The sequence below is a fragment of the Streptomyces sp. NPDC030862 genome, from assembly GCF_055571835.1.
The window spans coordinates 281,623-300,132 of record NZ_JBVIEN010000007.1 but is presented as its reverse complement, the minus strand read 5'-3'; the positions used below and the strand labels follow the sequence as shown (position 1 = coordinate 300,132).

Sequence of the window (18,510 nt, the reverse complement as noted above, 5' to 3'; positions counted from 1 at the left end):
GCAGGTACGCAAAGCCGGTACTCCACCAACCACCAGGTCGTCATCGACGCCGACACCCGCCTGATCGTCGTGGCCGGCCACTCGCCGGGAACCGCAACGACTGCAAGGCATGGGAGGAATCCGGCGCCAAAGCCGCCGTCGGCAATACCACCACGATCGCCGACGGCGGCTACCCAGGCACCGGACTGGTCATCCCGCACCGTCGGCAGCCCGGCCGTACCGAACTCCCGGGCTGGAAAGAGGAGCACAACAAGTCCCACCAACAGGTCCGCGCCCGGGTCGAGCACGTCCTCGCCCGCATGAAGACCTGGAGGATCCTCCGCGACTGCCGACTCAGAGGCGACGGCGTCCACCAGCCATGCTCGGCATCGCCCGCATGCACAACCTCGCCCTCGCCGGATAAACCAACGGGCCGCAGCGCAGTCAGCACGGGAGTCAGTACGGCACCCCCAAACCATGCCCGAAGAGTGCAAGGCGGACAGCCTCTTCGGCGGCCTCGTTGAGGCCGTCGCGGAGGCCCGGCATCGCCCCCATGGTGACCACGCGCACTCCCGGACCAAGAACTATGGTGTCCCGCCACATACGCCTCTGACCTGCATGTTTCTACGGTGTGGTGACACGCAAACGTCCCCGTCGAACACCAGGAAGTGGTGCCGATGTCCTCCCCCGCGACCGCTCCACCAGCCCCCTCCAGTCTCAAGCGCATCGTCGCCGCGAGCCTCATCGGCACCACCATCGAGTGGTACGACAACTCATCCGATCAGAGCTAAGACCTACGGTTTTCGCGTCATTGACCCTCAGAAGTCAGCACCGAACCAGCGCCGGGATTCCTCGTGCTGGCTGGAGCGCAGGTAGGACCGCGCTCGCGGATTGCGAGTCTCCCGACAGCCGCCACCAGGGGTCACTGACAGTAGCCTGGCCGGATCGAGCGCCTTGCTTGGCCGCGAGGTCACAACCGTCTGCGCGCGCCTTCCTCCACGCCGCCTATCCCTCGGGCCAGGAGCAGGGCCTGGACAAGATGGCGCTGAGCGGCTTCGTGTTAGCCAGCTGGCACCCGGTCCAGCTGCACCGTATTGGCGAATGCCGCTCGGTGCCGCGCGCGTTCGCAGGTCCTACCGAGGGCTATCCGAACGCGTGATGCCCTCACCCCCACCCGGGCCTCGCTCGTGTCGGTGGCGACGCGCAGGAGCATGTCCGTCGCCCTCGTCAGCACGGTGTCCACCCAGGCGCGCAGGACCTGCCGGTCGGCCTCCCGCACGCCCAGGACAGCTCCGATGCGGCGACCGGGTCGATCACGCACTGCTCCGCCGTGCGTACGGTCTCGGCGAGCAGCGTGACCGCCCGGCCGGGGGCCGGAACCGGCCGGCCTTATGGATCCGCTCGGCGATCCAGGCCATGTCGTCGGGCCCCTTGATCCAGCGCTCGATCCGGTGTTGAGCCGGATCGGCGTAGCGGACGGACCGCGTTCGTCAGCACGGTCCGGATGCCGAGCACCGATCGGCGAGGCCAAGCGGGCGGGTGGCAGCCGCAGCGCCCCGGGTACACTTCCCCGGCTCGACAGCCTCTGAGTTGTCGATGGAGAAGGACACGGGGGGCGTGATGGAGCTGCGGGACATCGAGATTTTTCTGGTCCTGGCTGAAGAGTTGCACTTCGGCCGCACCGCCGAGCGACTTCTGGTCTCCCAGGCGCGGGTCAGCCAGGCCATCAGGAAGCAGGAACGGCGCATCGGCGCCGCGCTGTTCGAGCGCACCAGCCGCACCGTGCGCCTGACCAGCGTCGGACGTCAGCTGCGCGACGATCTGCAGCCGGTGTACGCGGGCCTCCACGCGTCCCTGGAGCGTGCCCGGTTGGCCGCCCGCGGTGTCACCGGCAGACTCCGCGTCGGCATGATGCCGTTCAACCTCGTCGACCTGCACCACTACTGGAGGGCCTTCCGCGCGCGGCATCCGCAGTGGGAGCTGGAGATTCGCCAGCTCGAGTACGTCGATCCGTTCGGCCAGCTCCGTGACGACGACATGGACGTCCTCGTGGCCTGGCTGCCCGTGGAGGAACCGGATCTCACAGTCGGTCCGATCCTGTGCACGGACCCCCGAGTCCTCGCCGTGACCACGGACCATGAGCTCGCCGAGCGAACGTCGGTGCGACTGGAGATGTTCGCCGACTTCCAGCACGCCATGGCACCCGCTTTTCCGGATTACTGGGAGGACAGCTACCTGCCCTTCCAGACTTTCCAGGGCCGGCCGATCGAGCGCGGGCGGCGCCCCGTCACCAACGCGGAGGAGCTCATCAATCAGGTCGGCATGGGTGAAATCCTCCACTGCTTTCCCCGCCATGTCACTCGGCACTGGGGCATGCCGAACATCCGCTGGCTACCCGTCACAGACTTGGCTGAGCTGTCCTTCGCTCTGGTCTGGCGGAGTGAGGCGGAAAACGAGCTGATCAGCGCTCTCGCCTCCGTGGTCCGCGAACTCGGCACACGACGGTTCTGACGCGCCGCCGGGTCCCGGAGCGAGGATCTCCCCGGCCGGACGGCCACGGTCTCGGGATTCGTTCCCTCTGGCGGTAACGGCGCCGGCGGGCGCGAGCCGGCATCAGGTTGGGGGGGCCGGGTGGTGCCCGGCGAGCCGGTGGTTCAGTCGCACGCGACGCAGGACACTCCCACACCACTGTCGTCGAAATCCGGCCCCGCAGCGCCTGCCCAGCCCGGCTCGGCTGCCGGAGTGACCCGCACTTCAGCAGCCGGAGCCGCGCGGCTGCCCCGACCGAGGTGCGGCTCCTCCGCCGGGTCGAGATAGCCCTCCCATCCGCGTTGCTCCTCCCCTGCCCCCGTACGGCGATAACCGTCGGGTTATCGAATCACCCACGAAAGCTGTGTTGATCCGGATGCGGCTCTCACGGGAGGCTTTGGATGCCCGGGCAGGCTGGTCGTCGAGAGGGCCTCACGCCCCTCGGCCGTCCCCGGGCCGGCCACCTTCCCGTGATGCCCCGCTCCGTCACGCGTGGTATTCCGCTGTCCTGTTCTTGGAGGAATCAGTCATGGCGCCACTGCCTGGCACGGGCTCAACCGGTCACCGACACCAGGAGTCAGACAGACGTGCGAGACAGGTTCGACATGACCGTGACGTACGCGATGCACAACGCATTACGAAGGGAGTTGCGCCACTTCGCCCGAGCCGCCACCCGCGCCCATCCCGACCCCCGGAGCGTCCTGCGCAACGCCGCGGGCTGGGAGCTGTTCCGGAGGGCCTTGCATACCCACCACTCTGCCGAGGACAACGCCCTGTGGCCCTCCCTGCGCCAGGCCCTCGACGGCCGTCCCCTCGACCTGACGCGCTTGGAGGCGATCGAGGCCGAGCACGCCGCGCTCGCCGCCCTGCTTGAGGCGATCGACCAGGCGCTGGTCGATCCCGACGTCGGGCTCGACCTGTTCGGCGAGCTCACCGGCTCGCTGATCACCGGTCTACAGGGGCACCTGCGCCATGAGGAGGAAGCCGTCTTCCCGCTGGTCCAGGCCATCCTGAGCGAGGAGCAGTGGGAGCACTTCGGGCGCGTCCACACTCAGCGGATCGAGGCCGACGCGCCACGGATCCTGCCATGGCTCTTGGACGGCGTCGCCGAGCGGACCGCGACCGCCGTTCTGGCGCAGCTCCTGCCGCCGTCTGCGCGCCACGCGTACGTGCACCGATGGCAGCCTGCCTACGCGGCGCTCGATCGGTGGAGTACCCAGGGCGCGCTGACCGTCACCCGGCCCTGAGTCCTGTCTTCCGGAATCTTTCCCCATGCCTCGGCGTGTGGCCGCCCCATCCCCTCCCGCAGTCCACGGGCGGGTCCGTGCCCGCCGACCACACACCACTCGGCCCATTTCACTCAAGGAGTTCCCTCATGAGCACCGTCGATCCGTCCAGGGCACCAACGCCGGTCAGGCCACGTCCGGGCACGGTCTGCCCGTCGTTGTCCCGCTGCGGCGACGGCTCGCCCTAGCGGGTGTCTTGTCGATCAGGCCGGATCGGGGAGCTGCGTCTGGTGCATGGGGTCTCCCCAGGCCCCTTGGGGCCGAGGGTCGGATCGCAAGGCGGAGGAGGGAGCCACTGCGGAGCATTGGCGACCGACGACAACGCGGCGTGGGGGCGCCCCCAGGCGAAGCTCTGGGGGAGCGGTGCCGGGCGTCGCGAGCCCGGCAAGATCGGCAAGGCACCCCCTAGCCGCTCCAGCCGCAGGCACCTTCGCCCTGGCGACAGCCGAGCAGTTGCCGATGGGGCGGGCGTCCGAAGAGGCGGGTCTGACGGTGACCGTGCACGGTCTCGTCGCGTCCGCCACCGCGCCACTGCTGCCCGTTCTGCTTCCGCGCGGTGACCGGCGTACGGTCCTGGCCGTCCTGCTGGGTCTGATGGCGGCGTCAACTCCGCGGAGCCGCCAGTGCCCATCGGTCTCCTACTCGCAGCGATCTCGGTGCTCTTCTCGCTCATGGATACCAGCCCCGTCGGCGGCATCGTGCTGCTGATCGGCTGGGGCCCGGCCGTCAGCGGGGTGCCGGTGAGCGTGCGGACCCGGGTCCCGCATTCGGCATCCCGGCAGGCGGAGGCAGCCACCGCCCTGAGCATCTCGGTGTGCGCGACTTCGCCTTCGTCCTCGGCGCTCTGTTCGGTGGCCTCGTCGCCGACGCCGCCACCCGGACCGCCGTGCTGCGGGTCGGTGCGGCTGTCGGCCTGCTGACCACCCTGACCGTCCGGCGGGCTCGCGGCGAGGTCAAGGTCGCCGAGTTCCCCTTCACGGCCAACGGCAAGGCGCACGGCCTCGGCGACTCGACCGGCTTCGTCACGGCCATCAGCGATGCGAAGTACGGCGAGATCATCAGGGCCACCTGATCGGTCCCGACATCACCGAGCTGCTGGCCGAGCTCACCCTGACACAGCCGTGGGACCCCACCGTCCTCGAGGTCCACCGCAACGCCCATGCCCACCCGACCCTCGGCAAGGCCGTCAAGGAAGCCATCCACGGCATCGCCGAACACGTGATCAATCTCTGAGACGAAACCGTGCGCACATCACGGATTCGAAGCACGTCACCATGCCATCGAACGAGACGAAACGCCCTCGTTCCTCAAGACGGGAAACGTCATGAAGGTTTTGCTCACCGGTGCCACCGGTTACATCGGCTCCGCCGTCACCGACCACCTCGCCGCCGCCGGCCACCAGGTCGTCGCGCTCACCCGGGGTGCCGAGCCGCAGTCCCGCTGGCACGCCCAGGTGATCGGCGACACCGCCGACCCGGCCTCGCTGTCGGGTGCGGTGACCCCGCAGATCGAGGCCGTGATTCATCTGGCTCCCCCGAGTGGCGACATGGACATCGACGCCGCCGTCATCGAGGCGCTCGCCACGCCGCTGCGCGGCACCGGCCGCCCCTTCCTCTACACCAGCGGCGTCTGGGTCCTCGGCGCCACCGGCGAGGCCCAGGAGGTCGGCGAGGAGACCCCGACCGACCCAATCGACATTGTCGGCTACCGTCCGCTGATCGAGCAGCGGGTGCTGGCCAAGGCCGCCCAGGGCGTGCGCGCGGTCGTCATCCGGCCCGGCATCGTCTACGGCCGCGGCGGCGGCATCCCCGGCCTCCTGGTCGACCGGGCCCGCCGACAGGGGGCGCCCGAGTACTACGGCGAGGAGGGCGTGCGCTGGCCGACCGTCCATGTGGATGACCTGGCCGAGCTGTTCGTTGCCGCGCTCGAGCGCGCCGGGGCCGGCACCGTCTGGCACGGCGTCGGCGAGTCGGCCGTCCCGGTCCGTGACCTCGCCCGGGCAGCGGGCCGCGCCGCCGGAGTGCTCGCCGCTCCTCAGGTGGTGCCGGTAGAGCAGGCCGCCGAGGTCTTCGGCCCGCTCTTCGCCGACGCGCTCGCCCTCGACCAGAGCGTCAGTGGCGCCGCCGCCCGTAGCGCCCTCGGCTGGCAGCCCAGCCGGCCGGGCGTCGTGACCGAACTGGCATCGGGTTCGTACCGGCCGGTCGAGGTGTTCGGAGCCCCCGAAGGGCCGGAGACCGACGCCGAGGTGGCCGCCATCCGCCGCGTGGTGGCGGAGGTCGAGCACGCCCAGCAGAACGAGCTGGTCGACCGGTTCCTGAGCGCCTTCCGCCGACAGGACCCCGTCTGGACCACCGGCCACGGCAAGCGCCTGTCGGGCTTCGAGGAGATCGAGACCTTCACCCGCAAGGTGCTGCCCGGTGCCATGGCCGAGTCCACCGCCGTCTACGACGTCGAGCGCGTGCTGTTCCTGAAGCCCGACGTCGCCGCGGTGAACGTCCGCCAGCAGCCCGTCCACCACGACGGCACCCAGATCGCGGACCGCCCCGAGGGTCGCCCGTTCTACATCCTGGTCAAGGAGGACGGCGCCTGGCGCATCGGCGCCGCGCAGAACACCGTCGTGGTCGACTGAGGCGCCTGTTCGAGGAGATCGGCCTCAAGGCATGGGTCACCCAAGCTTCCCGTGACGACGGCGTGGACGGGGTCGCCACGAACGAGGACCCGATCACCGGTGGTTTGAGCATCATCCAGGCGAAGCGCACCAAAAGCGCCGTTCCCGCCGAAGCGGTACGCGCGCTGGCCGGCGTCATGCACGACAAGGCCGCGGCCAAGGGCATCCTCGTCACCACCGGCTGGTTCGGAAAGACGAGCCGGGACTTCGCCTACCGAACCGGCCGCATGGAACTCATCGACGGCCGCGGCCTCAAGGCCCTGCTCCTCGAACAGCTCGGCATCGACGCGCTGATCGGACTTCCCAAGCTGCCGCCCGGCTGGGAAGCCCGAGACCTCACCTGACGACGATGTGTTCCTTTGGCCGAAAAGCCGTCTAACAGAAGTTTCTCCGCGTTGTCTGTCCAACGAGCAAGCTCAGCCGCCAGGTTGGAATGGGTTCACTCCGTCCCGGTGGACCGGCGCGACATCAAGCCCAACGCGTGGATGCCTCAACCGCACGTCGGGCTGAGGCGTCCACGCGTTGGTAGTTGTGCTTCACGCTGCCTCGACCACTGCCTCGAACTCAAGGGGCAGGTTGAGCTCGGTCTGCATCGTGAAGACGGCATCCATGAGAGACCTCAAGCGCTCTGGAGCGTCTGGCATCACATGCGCGTAGGTCTGGTGAGTGATTCTCGGTTCGCGATGCCCCAACCACTCAGCCATGTCCGTCACCGGAACCCCCTTCGAGAGGCCGGCGGAGGCGAAGAAGCGGCGAAGCCAGTGCGTGGTGATCCTTCGCGTGATGCCCGCCGCCTTCTTGGCATTGCGCCACAACCGGTCGACGAGGGAGTACATGAGGATGTTAGTGCGCCCAATCTTGGAGAAGAGGTAGTCCCCCTCCAGGCGGTTAGGCCCTTCCTCAACGCGGAAGGTGCCGTACAACCGAACATGCTCCTCTACTTTCGCGGCAATGGTGGGCGGTACGGGAACTGCTCGACCTTCATCCAAGTCACGCCACTTGAGGTGGCGGATGCAGTGAGCGCGCCCCCTGCCCTTGGTTATGGCCTTCTGGACTGCGGTCTTGGGCTCCTCGTTCTCACCGTCCTGTGTGACCTGGCGCTCGACGTAGAGCGTTCCGCTGTCGAAGTCGAACTGCTGCAGCGTTACGGCGCACGCCTCACCAATGCGCAGTCCACACCCAGCCATGAGCCACACCAGCAGCTTGTAGGGCCCGGATAGGTGCCGCTCGATCGCCTCGATCTCCGCCAGGGTCGGCAGGCGAATAGTCTTCTTCACCCTCCGCTTCACCCGCTGGCGACCTGTGCGAACATGCTGGCACGGGTTCTTGGTTATGTACTCGTTGGCGACGGCGAAGCTGAAGACGCCCGCGAGCGTCTCATAGCGATTGATCGCCGTGCTCTCTTCATAACCACGCTCTTCGACCATCCACTTCAGCCACGCATTGAGATTCTTCGGCTTGACTGCACCGATGGCGGTCGCCCCGAAGTAGGGCTCCACGTGGAGGCGAAGGCTCGTTCGGCCGCGTCGCCAAGCACTTCGCCGGACGGCTCCAGGTTTAGGAGCGCTACACCCGCGAAGTCGCCGAGCACCTCGCCGGGGTGATCGGCCGCGAGGACGTCGCGGTCGCCGTAAGGGGCCTGCACCTGTGCATGAGCATGCGCGGGGTGCGGATGGAGGACGCCCGCACCACCACCGTCCACTCCGGCGTGCGTTTCGCCACGGACCCGGCCCTCGCCCAGCAGTTCCTCCTCCTCGCCACGAGCCAGCGGAACGCGGCCTGACCGAGACGAGCGGACCTAGAAAGAGGTGTAAGCCATGAGCGCGTCCTCCGCGCCGACGGCCGAGGACTCCCACCAGGCAGGTCCCCTGTACCTGGCCTGGGACGACATCGGGCTCGCGACGACCACCCTCGCCCAGCAGATCACGGCCGCCGGTGTACCGCGGGCCGTGGTGGGCATCGTGCGCGGCGGCCTTATCCCCGCCGTGTGGATCGCCCACCGGCTCGGCGTCCACGACGTCCGGACGGTCGAGGTCACCCGCACCACCAGCGACGACATCAACGCCGCCAAGGCCCCCCTGCCGACCGTCCGGAACCCCGCGTCGCTCGGCGACCTCACCGACCTGGACGTGCTGCTCGTCGACGACATCGCCGGCAGCGGCACGACCCTCGCCCACACGGCCAGATGGTGCGCGAACTGGGGGCCGCCCGGGTGCGTACCGCGGTCCTCGCCGTGAACCAGGCCAACTGGCCCGCGGGTCCCGAGCCCCACCGCCGGATCGACCACATCGCCCGACTGACGACCACCTGGGTGGTCTTCCCCTGGGAGGAACAGCATGACCAGCGCTGAACTGGACGAGCAGTACCGTACGAGGCCGGGCACGCCGATGATCGGCCCGTACAGCACCAACCAGATGGACGACTTCTACGCCGCGCTCGCCCGCGGTGAGGCGAAGCCGTCCGGCCTGATGAACCTGATGCAGCACCTGATCGCCGCCGAGCGGTGTGCGGAGGGCGCGAACGTGCTCGACGTGTGCTGCGGGCGCGGGTTGGCCCTCCCCCTGCTGCACCGGTACGCGCCGAAGATCGGCCGTTACGTCGGCCTCGACATCAGCTCGGACAACCTCGCCGAGGCGCGGTCACGGCTGGTCGAGCTGCGGAAGGAGTACGGCGTCCTGTTCCCGCTCGAATTCGTCGAGTGCGACGTGTCCGCCCCGTGGCCGCAACTGCCGCCGTTCGACGTCGCGATCTACACCTCCGCGCTGGAGCACCTCCCGTACGAGCTCGGCGTGCGGAGCCTGGCCGCCACCGGCGCCGTGCTCGCCCCGGGCGGGGTGCTGTACCTGTCCACCCCGCAGGCGTTCGGCCCGCCGCCGCGCCCGCTGCAGTACCGGGTCCACGTCTACGAGTGGTCGCGCGAGGAGGTCGTGAGCGCGGTCGAGGCCGCCGGCCTGGTCGTGGACGACGTGATGGGGCTGCTGCCGCCCGAGCCCGACGGGGTCACCGCCGAGCTCGCCGAACGGTACGGGACCGGCGCGGTCGACTGGTACCGCGACTTGTCCGCTCGGGTGCCGAAGGCGCTGCTGGACACGGTGTCGTCCGTGATGGTGCCCGACCGGGCGACCGAGCTGCTCTTCGTGTGCCGGAGGCCGGCATGACGGCCCTGGCCGTTCCCGGGCCCCGCCACGCCGCCCGGGAGGAACGAGGCAGGTCGCCGTGGGTGAGCGTGGAGGGCATCAACGGGGTCGGGAAGACCACCGCCGCCCGTGCCACGGCCGCCGCCCTCGGTTCACGGTGCCTGCTGCTGGACGAGCTGACCGACCAGGCCGCCGACACGCTGCCCGGCCGGGTGATCGCCGCCCTTTCGTCGACCGGCGACGTCTGCCTACGGACCGGGCACCCGGTCGTGGAGACTCTGGCGCTGCTGGCGCTCAAGCTCCGCGAGACCGAGCGCCTCACCCCCGAGCTGCTGCACGGCGTCGACGTGATCGTCGAGGACCGGGGCGTGGACAGCGTGGCCGTGTGCCAGGGAGCGATCCTGCACGCCGAACACCCGGCCACGCCCGCCCGGACGGTGGCCGACCAGATCCTGACCACCGCCCGCCGCTGGCGGCCGATGCCGGACGCCACCCTCCTGCTGACCGGCGACCGGGAGACGTGCGTGGCCCGGTTCGCCGCTCGCATCGGCCGCACGATCCCGGCCAGCGCCCTGGAGATCATCGAGCAGACCGAGCAGCTCTACCGTGAGCTGGCCGCCGCCGAGCCGGAGCGGTACACGGTGATCGACGTAACCGGCTACGGCCCGGAGGAGACCGGCAAGGCCGTCGAGGACGCCGTCCGGTCGATCATGGCCCGCCGGGAGGTCGACCGTGCCTCGTGACATCACCCTGCTGTGGGCACTGCGCTCACCGTGCTCGTTCAAGTGCCCCCAGTGCTACTTCGGGGAACTCGACGATCACAAGGAGGAGCTACCGGAAGGGCCGGGTGTGCTCTCCCACATCCCTGTCCGCGACATCGACTACGCGGCCATGGACGCCTTCGCCAAGACCTTGGCCGACTCGCCGGTCGAGCGCGTGGTCCTGGCCGGCGGGGAACCGCTGGACTGGCTGCCCACCCTGTCACTGATCAAGACGATCAAGGAGTCCGGGTGCCAGGTCGTGGTGGCGACGAACGGGGTGCCGCTGACCCGGCCCGGGATCGCCCAGCGGCTCGTCGCGCTGGGCGTCGACGGCGTCTCAGTGTCCCTCGACAGCACGGACCCGGGCGTCAACGACCAAATGCGGCCTTCCCGGTCCGGCCGGGCCGGATACCGCGAGGTACTGGCCGGCGTCCGCACACTGCTGAACCTGCGCGGCTCCGCGCCGGGCCCCCTCACCGTCGTCATGACCGCCGCGCTGCGCCAACGCGCCCATCTCGACACCCGCAGCGGCTTCCTCGGCGTTTCGGCCAACCACCGTGCCCCGCACTCCTGTTGTGAGAGGCGGGTCGATGCATCCTTCACGCTCCGCCGCCCGCGCCATCCCGGGGTTTCCTGCTCGACCGAAATACACACGTTCGATATCCCGGGCTGGCTCGTTGAGCCTCGCGAACCGGCCCCGCCCACGAGACAGGGGGACAGCTTGACCGTCGAAAGCACATCCAAACAGGCGAGCGCAGGCGAAGCTGAGGGAGCGCACCCGGAGAACGCGAGCACCGTGCAGGAGGAGGAGTTCCGGTTTCGGGACGAGTCCCGGCTGCGGGCCGGTGAACAGATGACGACCGCCACGATGGCCCAGCGTCTGCCCTTGTTGGTAGGGCGGTCGTTGGCCATGGCCTGGCAGGTGGACCGGGGTGCGACGGCCGGACTGCTGGCGTGCCAGATCGGCTCCGGCGTGCTGGCCGCTCTGGGCCTGTTCGCCGTCACCGGGACGCTCACCGCGCTGATCGCCTCCGGTGACATCACGGAGCGGTTGCGTGAGGCGGCTCCGCAGCTGGTCGTGATCGCCGCGGCCACCGGCCTGCGTGCCTTGCTGGGGATCACCGTGACGTGGCTGACCGGCCGGCTGCGCCCGGTGCTCGCCCGGGCCGCGGAGGTGAGCATGGTCGAGGCAGCGCTCGGCGCGGAGGCCGCAGCGAATAACAAGCCCGGCTACAACGACTCGTATGACATCGCCGACCGCGGCGCCCAGGTCACCCCGGACCTCGTGGAGGAGGCCCAGGACGTGCTGGCTGCCACCGCGAGCCTCGCCGCCGGTGCGACCGTCCTCGCCGTGATCCACCCCCTTCTCCTTCCTCTGCTGCTCCTGGCGTGCCTGCCGCAGGCCGCCGCGTACGTGCGGGCGGCGCGGGTGGTGTACCTGGCGGGGCTGGAGACGTCGGGGCGCCGACGGATGCTGCACAAGCTGCGGTGGCACATGTCGTACATGGAGTCCAGCGAGGAGATGCGGGCCTGCCTGGCCGGCCCGTTCCTCCTAGGCCGCTACCGGCGTCTCGCCGCGTCGGTCAACGCCGCCGAGCGCAAGGCGGCCGGCACCGGGGCCTGGATGGGGCTGGTCGGGGCGGCGGCCGGCGGAGTGGCGTCGGCGGCGGTCTGGGCGACGCTGCTGTGGCTGCTGGTCTCCGACCGGATGGACCTGGCCGCCGGGGGCGGCGCCGTCTTCGCGCTGCAGACGGCCACCGGCTCCGTGCGGGGCATCATCAACGGCGGGGCCCGGCTGGTGCGCACGGGCTGGTACGTGCAGGACTGGCAGAACTTCCTCGACAACGCCCACGGGCAGGCGATGACGGCCTCGCGCGGTTCCCAGCTGCTGCCCGCGGCGCCGGAGCGGTTCGAGGTCCGCGACGTCACCTACCGGTACGACGGCGCGGAGCGGGACAGTCTCACCGGGGTGTCCCTGCAGGTGCGGCGCGGAGAGATCGTGGCGCTGGTCGGGGAGAACGGATCGGGGAAGACGACGCTGTCCCGGCTGATCTGCGGCCTGCTGCTGCCGACCTCCGGAGAAGTCGCCTGGGACCACGCAACCACGGTGCGGCTGGAGCCGTGGGAGGCGTGGAAGCACGTCGCGCTCGCTCCGCAGAGGTTCACCTACCTGCCGCTCACCCTCCGCGACAACATCACCCTCGGGCAGGGTGACACCAGTGACGCCGCCGTCCTCGCGGCCTGCGCGGCGTCCGGGGCTGCGGACATGCTGCCCGAGCTGCGGTCCGGGCTCGACACCCTCTTGACGTCCGAGTGGTTCGGGGGCCACCAGCTGTCGGGCGGGCAATGGCAGCGTGTCGTCCTGACCCGGGCGTTCCACCGGCAGGCCGCCCTGCTCGTGATGGACGAGCCCACGGCCGCCCTCGACGCCCGTGCCGAGCACCATGTCTTCACCGGCCTGCGGCGGTTGGCCAAGGATCGGGCGATCCTCCTGATCACTCACCGGCTTGCCAATGTCGCCGTCGCCGACCGGATCGTCGTCCTCGACCGGGGCCGCCTCGTGCAGGAGGGGACGTACGAACAGCTCACTCAGGAACCCGGGCTGTTCCGGACGCTGTGGGAACTGGAGCAGCGCACCGGTCATGAGGTGAACCATCCCGCCTGACGCTGGGCCGCCCCCGTACGCGCTCTGCGGACCATGCCCATTCCGTCCAGCCCCGCGGTCGTGCCGCCCGCCCGAGAAGGAGCATCGTGACCACCACCACGTCCACCGCGAGCCCCGCATACTGGGATCCGCTCTGGGCCGACGGCCGCCGCTATCGGCAGCTGTGCGAGGCCGAAAAGCATCTGATGGCCGGGCGCCTCGGCCCCGGCGAGGGCCGCCCAGCCCTCGACGTCGGCAGCGGCGACGGCGACCTCGCCCGCCACCTCCACCACGAGCTCGGCTACCGCACGACCGGGGCCGACTGCTCCCCCACCGCACTCGCGCTCGCCGCCGCCCAGGACACCGCGCCCGGGCCGACGTGGCAGTGCCTGGACATCGCCACCGACGACCTCACGACTCTCCCGGACCCTGCCTACGCCCTCATCACCTGCCGTCTGGTCTACCGGTGGATGGACGACAAGCCCGGCTTCCTCGACCGCGTCCGCCGGCTCCTCGCGCCCGGCGGCACCTTCTGGGTCGTCACCGAGATCGCCGGCCGCCGCACGACCACCGACCCGTCGCTCCTCGGACTCGGCATCCCGCCTGCGGACGCCGAGCTGCTCACAACCAGCTGGGCCGTCGTGCGCACCGCCGACCTCGACGTCCTGCGCTGCTACGCCCTGCGCCCCTGACCCCCGCCCGCGACCGGAAGGAAACACCTGGTGCGTGACATCGAGAAACACATCGGCGAAATCTGGACCCTCTACGGCCGTCACCAGCTCAACCGGGTCTTCGACCTGCCCGAGCTGGATGGGTGGGCCTGGGACATCCCGAAGGCCGGGCCCGGCATCGACGTGTTCGGCGAGGTGGCCGGTCTGCGCGTCCTGGACCTAGGGGCCGGAGTCGGCCGGCACGCCGCCCGCCTGGCCGCCCTCGGCGCCCACGTCACTGCCGTCGACGCCTCCCCCACTCAGTACGAGCGCGCCCTCGCCCGCTACCCCGACACCCCCGGCCTTCACCTGGTGTGCGCTGACGCCGTCGACCACCTGCGAGAAGCCGCCCCCTACGACCTGATCTACTCCGTCAGCGGGGTTCCCTTCCTGGACCCGCACCGCCTTCTGCCCGCCCTGGCCAACGGTCTCCGGCCCGGCGGGTGGTTGCTTTTCAGCGCGCTGCACACCAACTCCAACGGCGACGGCCCGTCCGACTCCGTCACCGCGCGCCTGGAAGTGCTGCGGCTGCCCGGCACGGATACCGAGCACCAGATGCACATGTGGGTCCTCGAACCGCAGCTGTGGGAGGACCTCCTCGTGGACCACGGCCTCGTTATGGAGGCCGTCACGACCATCGAGTCCCCCCAGGCGGACCAGCCGCTGTCGTACCGGCTGTACGCGGCCCGCCGTCCGGAGCGGGTGCCGAGCCGCCCCCGGTCGGCTACCCCGCCTCCGTCGAACGCCGTCGTCGGGGTGGGGGTCATCGTGCACGGTCCGGACGGCCTCCTGCTGGGGAAGCACCGTCTTGGCACGTGGGAGCTCCCAGGTGGTGTCGTCGAGCCAGGCGAGACGTTCGCGGAGGCTGCAGTGCGCGAACTCTCGGAAGAAGCAGGTCTCATCGCCGATCCCGCCGATGTGCAGGTCCTCGGCACGCTCCTCGACCGTATCGACGGTGTCGTGCGGGTGACGGTGCCCGTCGTCGTCAGCCGCTGGTCCGGAACCCCACGGCAGCGCGAAGATGCCATCGGCGCCTGGCGCTTCTGGCCCCGAGATGCCCTGCCGCGGATGTTGTTCGTCCCGTCCAGCCAGTGCCTCACGGCCTGGCACCCGGACCTCCCTCTCGACCATCCGCCCGCTCACTTCCAGCCCTTCGCCGCTCCCGGCCGCGACTAGCTCAGCATCCATTCACCAGATCTCGTAGGAAGGCTCCCATCGCCGTGTTTCGTGGCCTTCGACGCCGAGTACGGCTCCGAGACCCGGGCCGGACAGGACAGCGAATACAAGGCCCAGCGGCCTAGAGCTTGGTGTCGGGGCTGTCCAGCTCAGGCAGACCGGCTGTGGGGATCGGCGAGCTGACCCTGACGTCGTCGCCGATCTCGACGGTCATGCGGTCGAGGCCCATGTGGAGCGGGCCCGTGTACCCCGCCTTCCTCGTCCGCGCCACGATCACGTCGTCGCCCGCCTTGCCGTGCAGGCCCTTCTTCGCGATGTGCGAGAACACGGCCACCTTCGGCCGCGCCTCCAAGAACACCCGAGCCGCCTGCTCGGGCGTGGTGAGCTTCTCCTCGACGGCCTTCAGCTTGCCCGACCGGGTCAGCTCCTCGTCGAAGGCGATGACGTTGTGCACGAGGAGGTCCACACCCTTGCCGTGCTCGACGACGTTCCGGTGGTACGTGGTGTCCCCGGAGAGCAGCACGGACTTGCCCGCGTGGTCGAAGCGGTAGCCGTACGCGGGGTTGCCGTCCTTGTGCTCCACGGTGAACGCGGTGACCTTGACGCCGCCCTTGTCGTAGACCACCCCAGGCCGTATCTCGTGGACGTGGACGTCCAGGTACGACTTCTTGAACAGGTCGTTCGAACGGTGCTCCAGATCGTGGGCGTACATCGCCCGCATGCCGGCGACCATTCCCGCGGTCCCGGGAGGTCCCCAGACCTCCAACTGCTCGGTCCGCCCGAGCATGAACCACGGGTTCAGCCACAGGCTCGGCAGGTCCTCGTAGTGGTCGTTGTGGAGGTGGGTCAGGAAGACCTTGGTGACGCCCTTGGGATTGATCCGCGATTCGTACATGTTCTGCGTGGCCCCGCGTCCCACGTCGAACAGCAGCTTCTGCCCGCCGGCCACGATGAGGGTGGACATCCCCTGCCGGGTGGTCGACATCTCGGGCCCCCCGGTCCCGAGGAGGTGGACCTTCACGAGCGGTGGCTTGCCGCTTGCGGCGGTGGCGCGGCCTGCTGGGACGGGCTGCTCCTTCGAGCCGCTCGACGTGCAGCCCAGGAGGCCGAGGGACAGGGCGGCCGCTCCTCCGAGCAAGGGTCGCCTGGCGATCGCGGGCCGGTCGTCGGCAGAGGCACCGCCGCTTGTCGGATCTGGCTTTCGAAGGAGGCTCATGGTGGTTCCTTGGGGGAAGGTGAGCGGCCGGGGGCGGCTCAAGTAGAGCAATGTGGCCTTCCGGGAACCATGGACGGTTCATACGAGGCCGTGGCTGATATTCGCCGGCGTTCTTGGGTGTTCTCACACCGTGCCGAGCGTCTGCCGGAGTGCTACGTCTCGTAGCAGCCGCGCATCGCCCGCCCCAGCCCGCCACAGGCTGTGCGCGGTTTTGACGTCGCCGCGCGGCACTCTCCATGCCCCGGGTCCTAGCTGGTGCGGAAGATCTCCCGCCAGCTTGCGTACGAGTAAGTGCAAGAACACCCGGATGAGCGCCTGGGTTACTGCGACCGGAGTGGGCGGCAAGCCTCAGCCGGTCTGCGGGGCAAGGGGCGGCGTCACCTCGCCCTGGCCGGCTCGTTGTAAGGGCTGCTTGCGTGATCCACAACCGAATGGATAAACCCGTGAAACTTCGCGCAGCTGTCGCTGCCTTGACCACCGGCCTCGCCCTGGCCGCCAGCGCCGGGGGCACCGCGCAGGCCGTGGTCTACCCCGCCGGTTCGCTGCCCTTCAGCATCCAGTTGATCGACCACCCGTCCATGTGCCTGACGGCGGAACACCGCACCAGTGTTAACGGCCACGCGATCGTCACCCGGCCCTGCAACCCGACCGACCCCGCCCAGAAATTCTTCTACGACGCGAGCGAACGGTACCTGCGCAACGGCTCCGATCCGGAGAAGTGTGTGACCGCCGCGCCTGTCGGTGTTGCCTCTCCCTTCGGACTGAGGCGGTGTGGCTGGCAGAGCCCGGTGATCGACCAGCGGTACGTGCAGGACCCCTCGAGCAACTTGATCAAGACCGAGGAGCGCGGCAAATGCCTGCACGCCGGGAGGGAGGGCTCCCTCGCGGTCATCCAGAACTGCAGGACCGACGCCAAGGGCCAGAACTTCACCATCACGCCTCTTCCCGCCTAACGGGCGTGCGGCGCCGACGGTGAAAGACGCTGTCGGCACCGGAGGTTCCGACTCGGCCCGGTACCGCCCGCGTCTCGCGCGGTACCGGGCCGCGGCAGCTTGGGCCGATGGCGGCCTGGCTTGGGTGGGCTGATCGACATGGCAATTGCCTTCGGCGGGCTCCTGTTCGGTGTGGAGAGGTCGGAGGGCAGTCGGCAGAAATCCCACCGCCGCCCCTCGAACCATGCGTTTCCCGCGATGAGCGGTTCGTCCAGTGACCCGGGCGAACCTGGGTCGTTGGGTCGGCGGAAGTCTGTATCGGTGCGGGACGGTGCTGTGCGGAAGCCTTCTCGGGGCCTGGGGCAGCATGTGGATGTTCCCGCTTACCTGGATGGGTGGAGCGTGTGCGATGACGGCGGAGACCTGCGTACGCCCGGCTCGGGATGCGGAGGCCATTCTGGCCGATGCCGCCGCGGTGACCGGGCCGGCGGTGCGGGAGGCGGTTGCGCGGCTGCCGGCGCGGATCCGGCAGCCGGTGGGGGTGCACTTCGGCTGGTGGGACACCGACGACAGACCACTGCCTTACAGGGTGGGGCAAGGGAAGGCGTTACGGCCCGCATTGGTTCTGGGGGCGTGCGCTGCGGTAGGGGGAGACCGGTCGGCGGGTGTGGCGGCGGCGGTGGCCGTCGAGCTGGTGCACAACGCCTCGCTTCTGCACGACGACATCATCGACGGCGACCGGACCCGTCGGGGCCGACCTGCGTTGTGGGCCCAGATGGGTGTGCCGACCGCGATCCTCGCGGGCGACGCGCTGTTCTTCCTGGCCACGCAGGTCATTGCCGACGCTCCGGCGCCGCTGGACACCTCGCGGGCAGTGGCGCTGCTGACGGCTTCTGTGCAGGAACTGATCGAAGGCGAGTACGCCGACACCCTCCTGGAGGACCAGGCCGGCGTCATGCTGGAGGAGGCGCAGGCGGTGGCGGCGGGCAAGACCGGTGCGCTGATGGCCGCCGCGTGTGCGCTGGGAGCCGTCGCGGGCGGCGGCGACGAGCAACAGGTCGACAATCTGCGGGCGTTCGGCGCCCATCTGGGGCTGGCCTTTCAGATCGCGGATGACCTGCTGGGCACCTGGGGCGACCCGCAGCGCACCGGCAAGCCCGCTGGGGCCGACCTGGCCACCCGTAAGAAGACACTCCCCGTGGCGGCGGCACTGGCCCTCGACAGCGAGGCCGCGCGGGAACTACGCGACCTGTACGCCCGGCAGGACCGACTCTCCCCGCAGCAGGTCGCACGGGCTGCCCGCCTGGTGGAGGAGGCCGGTGGTCGCATCTGGGCCGAGCAGCGAGCCGAGCACCACACCTGGCTGGCCCTGGAACACCTCCACGCCGCCAAGCCGTGTCCCGGCCCGGCACAGGAACTGACCGCCCTGGCCCACCTGGCCACCACCCGCGACCAGTGACCGTCGACAGGGC

At 69.8% G+C, this 18,510-nt stretch carries 14 protein-coding genes and 4 pseudogenes; 16 read left to right on the top strand and 2 right to left on the bottom strand.

Features of this window, described 5'->3' with window-relative positions:
* Positions 1–15: 15 nt before the first annotated feature.
* The 6 genes and pseudogenes from ACZ42X_RS20755 to ACZ42X_RS20730 all read left to right on the top strand — a co-directional run.
* Positions 16–403: pseudogene (locus tag ACZ42X_RS20755) on the top strand (transposase); the annotation flags it as partial.
* 1,172 nt (positions 404–1,575) lie between these two features.
* Positions 1,576–2,490 carry a LysR family transcriptional regulator gene (locus ACZ42X_RS20750; protein WP_468291938.1) on the top strand — a complete coding sequence of 305 codons (915 nt, stop codon included), beginning with the start codon at positions 1,576–1,578 and terminating at the stop codon, positions 2,488–2,490.
* Between the two features lie 605 nt (positions 2,491–3,095).
* Positions 3,096–3,755: a hemerythrin domain-containing protein gene (locus tag ACZ42X_RS20745; RefSeq protein WP_468291935.1), complete on the top strand. Its 660-nt coding sequence runs from the start codon at positions 3,096–3,098 to the stop codon at positions 3,753–3,755.
* Between the two features lie 988 nt (positions 3,756–4,743).
* Positions 4,744–5,027 (top strand): annotated as a pseudogene (locus tag ACZ42X_RS20740) (dihydrolipoyl dehydrogenase); the annotation flags it as partial.
* Between the two features lie 91 nt (positions 5,028–5,118).
* Entirely contained in the window at positions 5,119–6,423 is a 1,305-nt protein-coding gene (locus ACZ42X_RS20735; RefSeq protein ID WP_468291932.1) for an SgcJ/EcaC family oxidoreductase, read from the top strand.
* Positions 6,381–6,806, top strand: coding sequence for a restriction endonuclease (locus tag ACZ42X_RS20730; RefSeq protein ID WP_468292426.1), 426 nt, complete (start codon positions 6,381–6,383; stop codon positions 6,804–6,806). The genes ACZ42X_RS20735 and ACZ42X_RS20730 overlap by 43 nt, the downstream gene beginning before the upstream one ends.
* A gap of 192 nt (positions 6,807–6,998) precedes the next feature.
* Here ACZ42X_RS20730 and ACZ42X_RS20725 read toward each other — a convergent pair whose 3' ends face one another.
* Entirely contained in the window at positions 6,999–7,961 is a 963-nt protein-coding gene (locus ACZ42X_RS20725) for a tyrosine-type recombinase/integrase (protein ID WP_468291929.1), read from the bottom strand.
* Positions 7,962–8,035: 74 nt separating this feature from the next.
* On the opposite strand from ACZ42X_RS20725, the pseudogene ACZ42X_RS20720 reads away from it, so the two are divergent.
* The 8 genes and pseudogenes from ACZ42X_RS20720 to ACZ42X_RS20685 all read left to right on the top strand — a co-directional run.
* A pseudogene (locus ACZ42X_RS20720) lies at positions 8,036–8,245 on the top strand (GTP cyclohydrolase I); the annotation flags it as partial.
* Between the two features lie 34 nt (positions 8,246–8,279).
* Complete coding sequence (locus tag ACZ42X_RS20715; protein WP_468291926.1) at positions 8,280–8,699, top strand: phosphoribosyltransferase; 420 nt, start codon at positions 8,280–8,282, stop codon at positions 8,697–8,699.
* Between the two features lie 99 nt (positions 8,700–8,798).
* Positions 8,799–9,620, top strand: a complete 822-nt coding sequence (locus ACZ42X_RS20710) for a class I SAM-dependent methyltransferase (protein WP_468291923.1) — start codon at positions 8,799–8,801, stop codon at positions 9,618–9,620.
* On the top strand, positions 9,617–10,342 hold the full coding sequence (locus ACZ42X_RS20705; RefSeq protein WP_468291920.1) for a thymidylate kinase: 726 nt from the start codon (positions 9,617–9,619) through the stop codon (positions 10,340–10,342). The genes ACZ42X_RS20710 and ACZ42X_RS20705 overlap by 4 nt, the downstream gene beginning before the upstream one ends.
* Positions 10,332–10,793, top strand: a pseudogene (locus ACZ42X_RS20700) (radical SAM protein); the annotation flags it as partial. The gene ACZ42X_RS20705 and the pseudogene ACZ42X_RS20700, both read left to right, overlap by 11 nt.
* A 288-nt stretch (positions 10,794–11,081) precedes the next feature.
* A complete protein-coding gene (locus ACZ42X_RS20695; protein WP_468292423.1) occupies positions 11,082–13,025 on the top strand; it encodes an ATP-binding cassette domain-containing protein in 1,944 nt (647 codons plus the stop codon).
* 86 nt (positions 13,026–13,111) lie between these two features.
* Complete coding sequence (locus ACZ42X_RS20690; RefSeq protein WP_468291917.1) at positions 13,112–13,696, top strand: class I SAM-dependent methyltransferase; 585 nt, start codon at positions 13,112–13,114, stop codon at positions 13,694–13,696.
* 30 nt (positions 13,697–13,726) lie between these two features.
* A complete protein-coding gene (locus ACZ42X_RS20685) occupies positions 13,727–14,890 on the top strand; it encodes an NUDIX domain-containing protein (protein ID WP_468291914.1) in 1,164 nt (387 codons plus the stop codon).
* Between the two features lie 121 nt (positions 14,891–15,011).
* Here the strand turns inward: ACZ42X_RS20685 and ACZ42X_RS20680 are convergent, their stop codons facing one another.
* Positions 15,012–16,106: an MBL fold metallo-hydrolase gene (locus tag ACZ42X_RS20680; protein WP_468291911.1), complete on the bottom strand. Its 1,095-nt coding sequence runs from the start codon at positions 16,104–16,106 to the stop codon at positions 15,012–15,014.
* A 416-nt stretch (positions 16,107–16,522) separates the two neighbouring features.
* Here ACZ42X_RS20680 and ACZ42X_RS20675 point away from each other — a divergent pair, with 416 nt between their 5' ends.
* Together ACZ42X_RS20675 and ACZ42X_RS20670 are read left to right on the top strand one after the other, a co-directional pair.
* A complete protein-coding gene (locus ACZ42X_RS20675) occupies positions 16,523–17,059 on the top strand; it encodes a ricin-type beta-trefoil lectin domain protein (protein WP_468291908.1) in 537 nt (178 codons plus the stop codon).
* Between the two features lie 388 nt (positions 17,060–17,447).
* Entirely contained in the window at positions 17,448–18,497 is a 1,050-nt protein-coding gene (locus ACZ42X_RS20670; protein WP_468291905.1) for a polyprenyl synthetase family protein, read from the top strand.
* Positions 18,498–18,510 lie beyond the last annotated feature (13 nt).

Excerpts from the sequence above, each read along its gene's own strand:
- ACZ42X_RS20715 (WP_468291926.1), top strand. The coding sequence starts at position 8,280 with ATGAGCGCGTCCTCCGCGCCGACGGCCGAGGACTCCCACCAGGCAGGT.
- ACZ42X_RS20705 (WP_468291920.1), top strand. The coding sequence starts at position 9,617 with ATGACGGCCCTGGCCGTTCCCGGGCCCCGCCACGCCGCCCGGGAGGAA.
- ACZ42X_RS20735 (WP_468291932.1), top strand. The coding sequence starts at position 5,119 with ATGAAGGTTTTGCTCACCGGTGCCACCGGTTACATCGGCTCCGCCGTC.
- ACZ42X_RS20680 (WP_468291911.1), bottom strand. The coding sequence starts at position 16,106 with ATGAGCCTCCTTCGAAAGCCAGATCCGACAAGCGGCGGTGCCTCTGCC.
- ACZ42X_RS20710 (WP_468291923.1), top strand. The coding sequence starts at position 8,799 with ATGACCAGCGCTGAACTGGACGAGCAGTACCGTACGAGGCCGGGCACG.
- ACZ42X_RS20670 (WP_468291905.1), top strand. The coding sequence starts at position 17,448 with ATGACGGCGGAGACCTGCGTACGCCCGGCTCGGGATGCGGAGGCCATT.
- ACZ42X_RS20750 (WP_468291938.1), top strand. The coding sequence starts at position 1,576 with ATGGAGAAGGACACGGGGGGCGTGATGGAGCTGCGGGACATCGAGATT.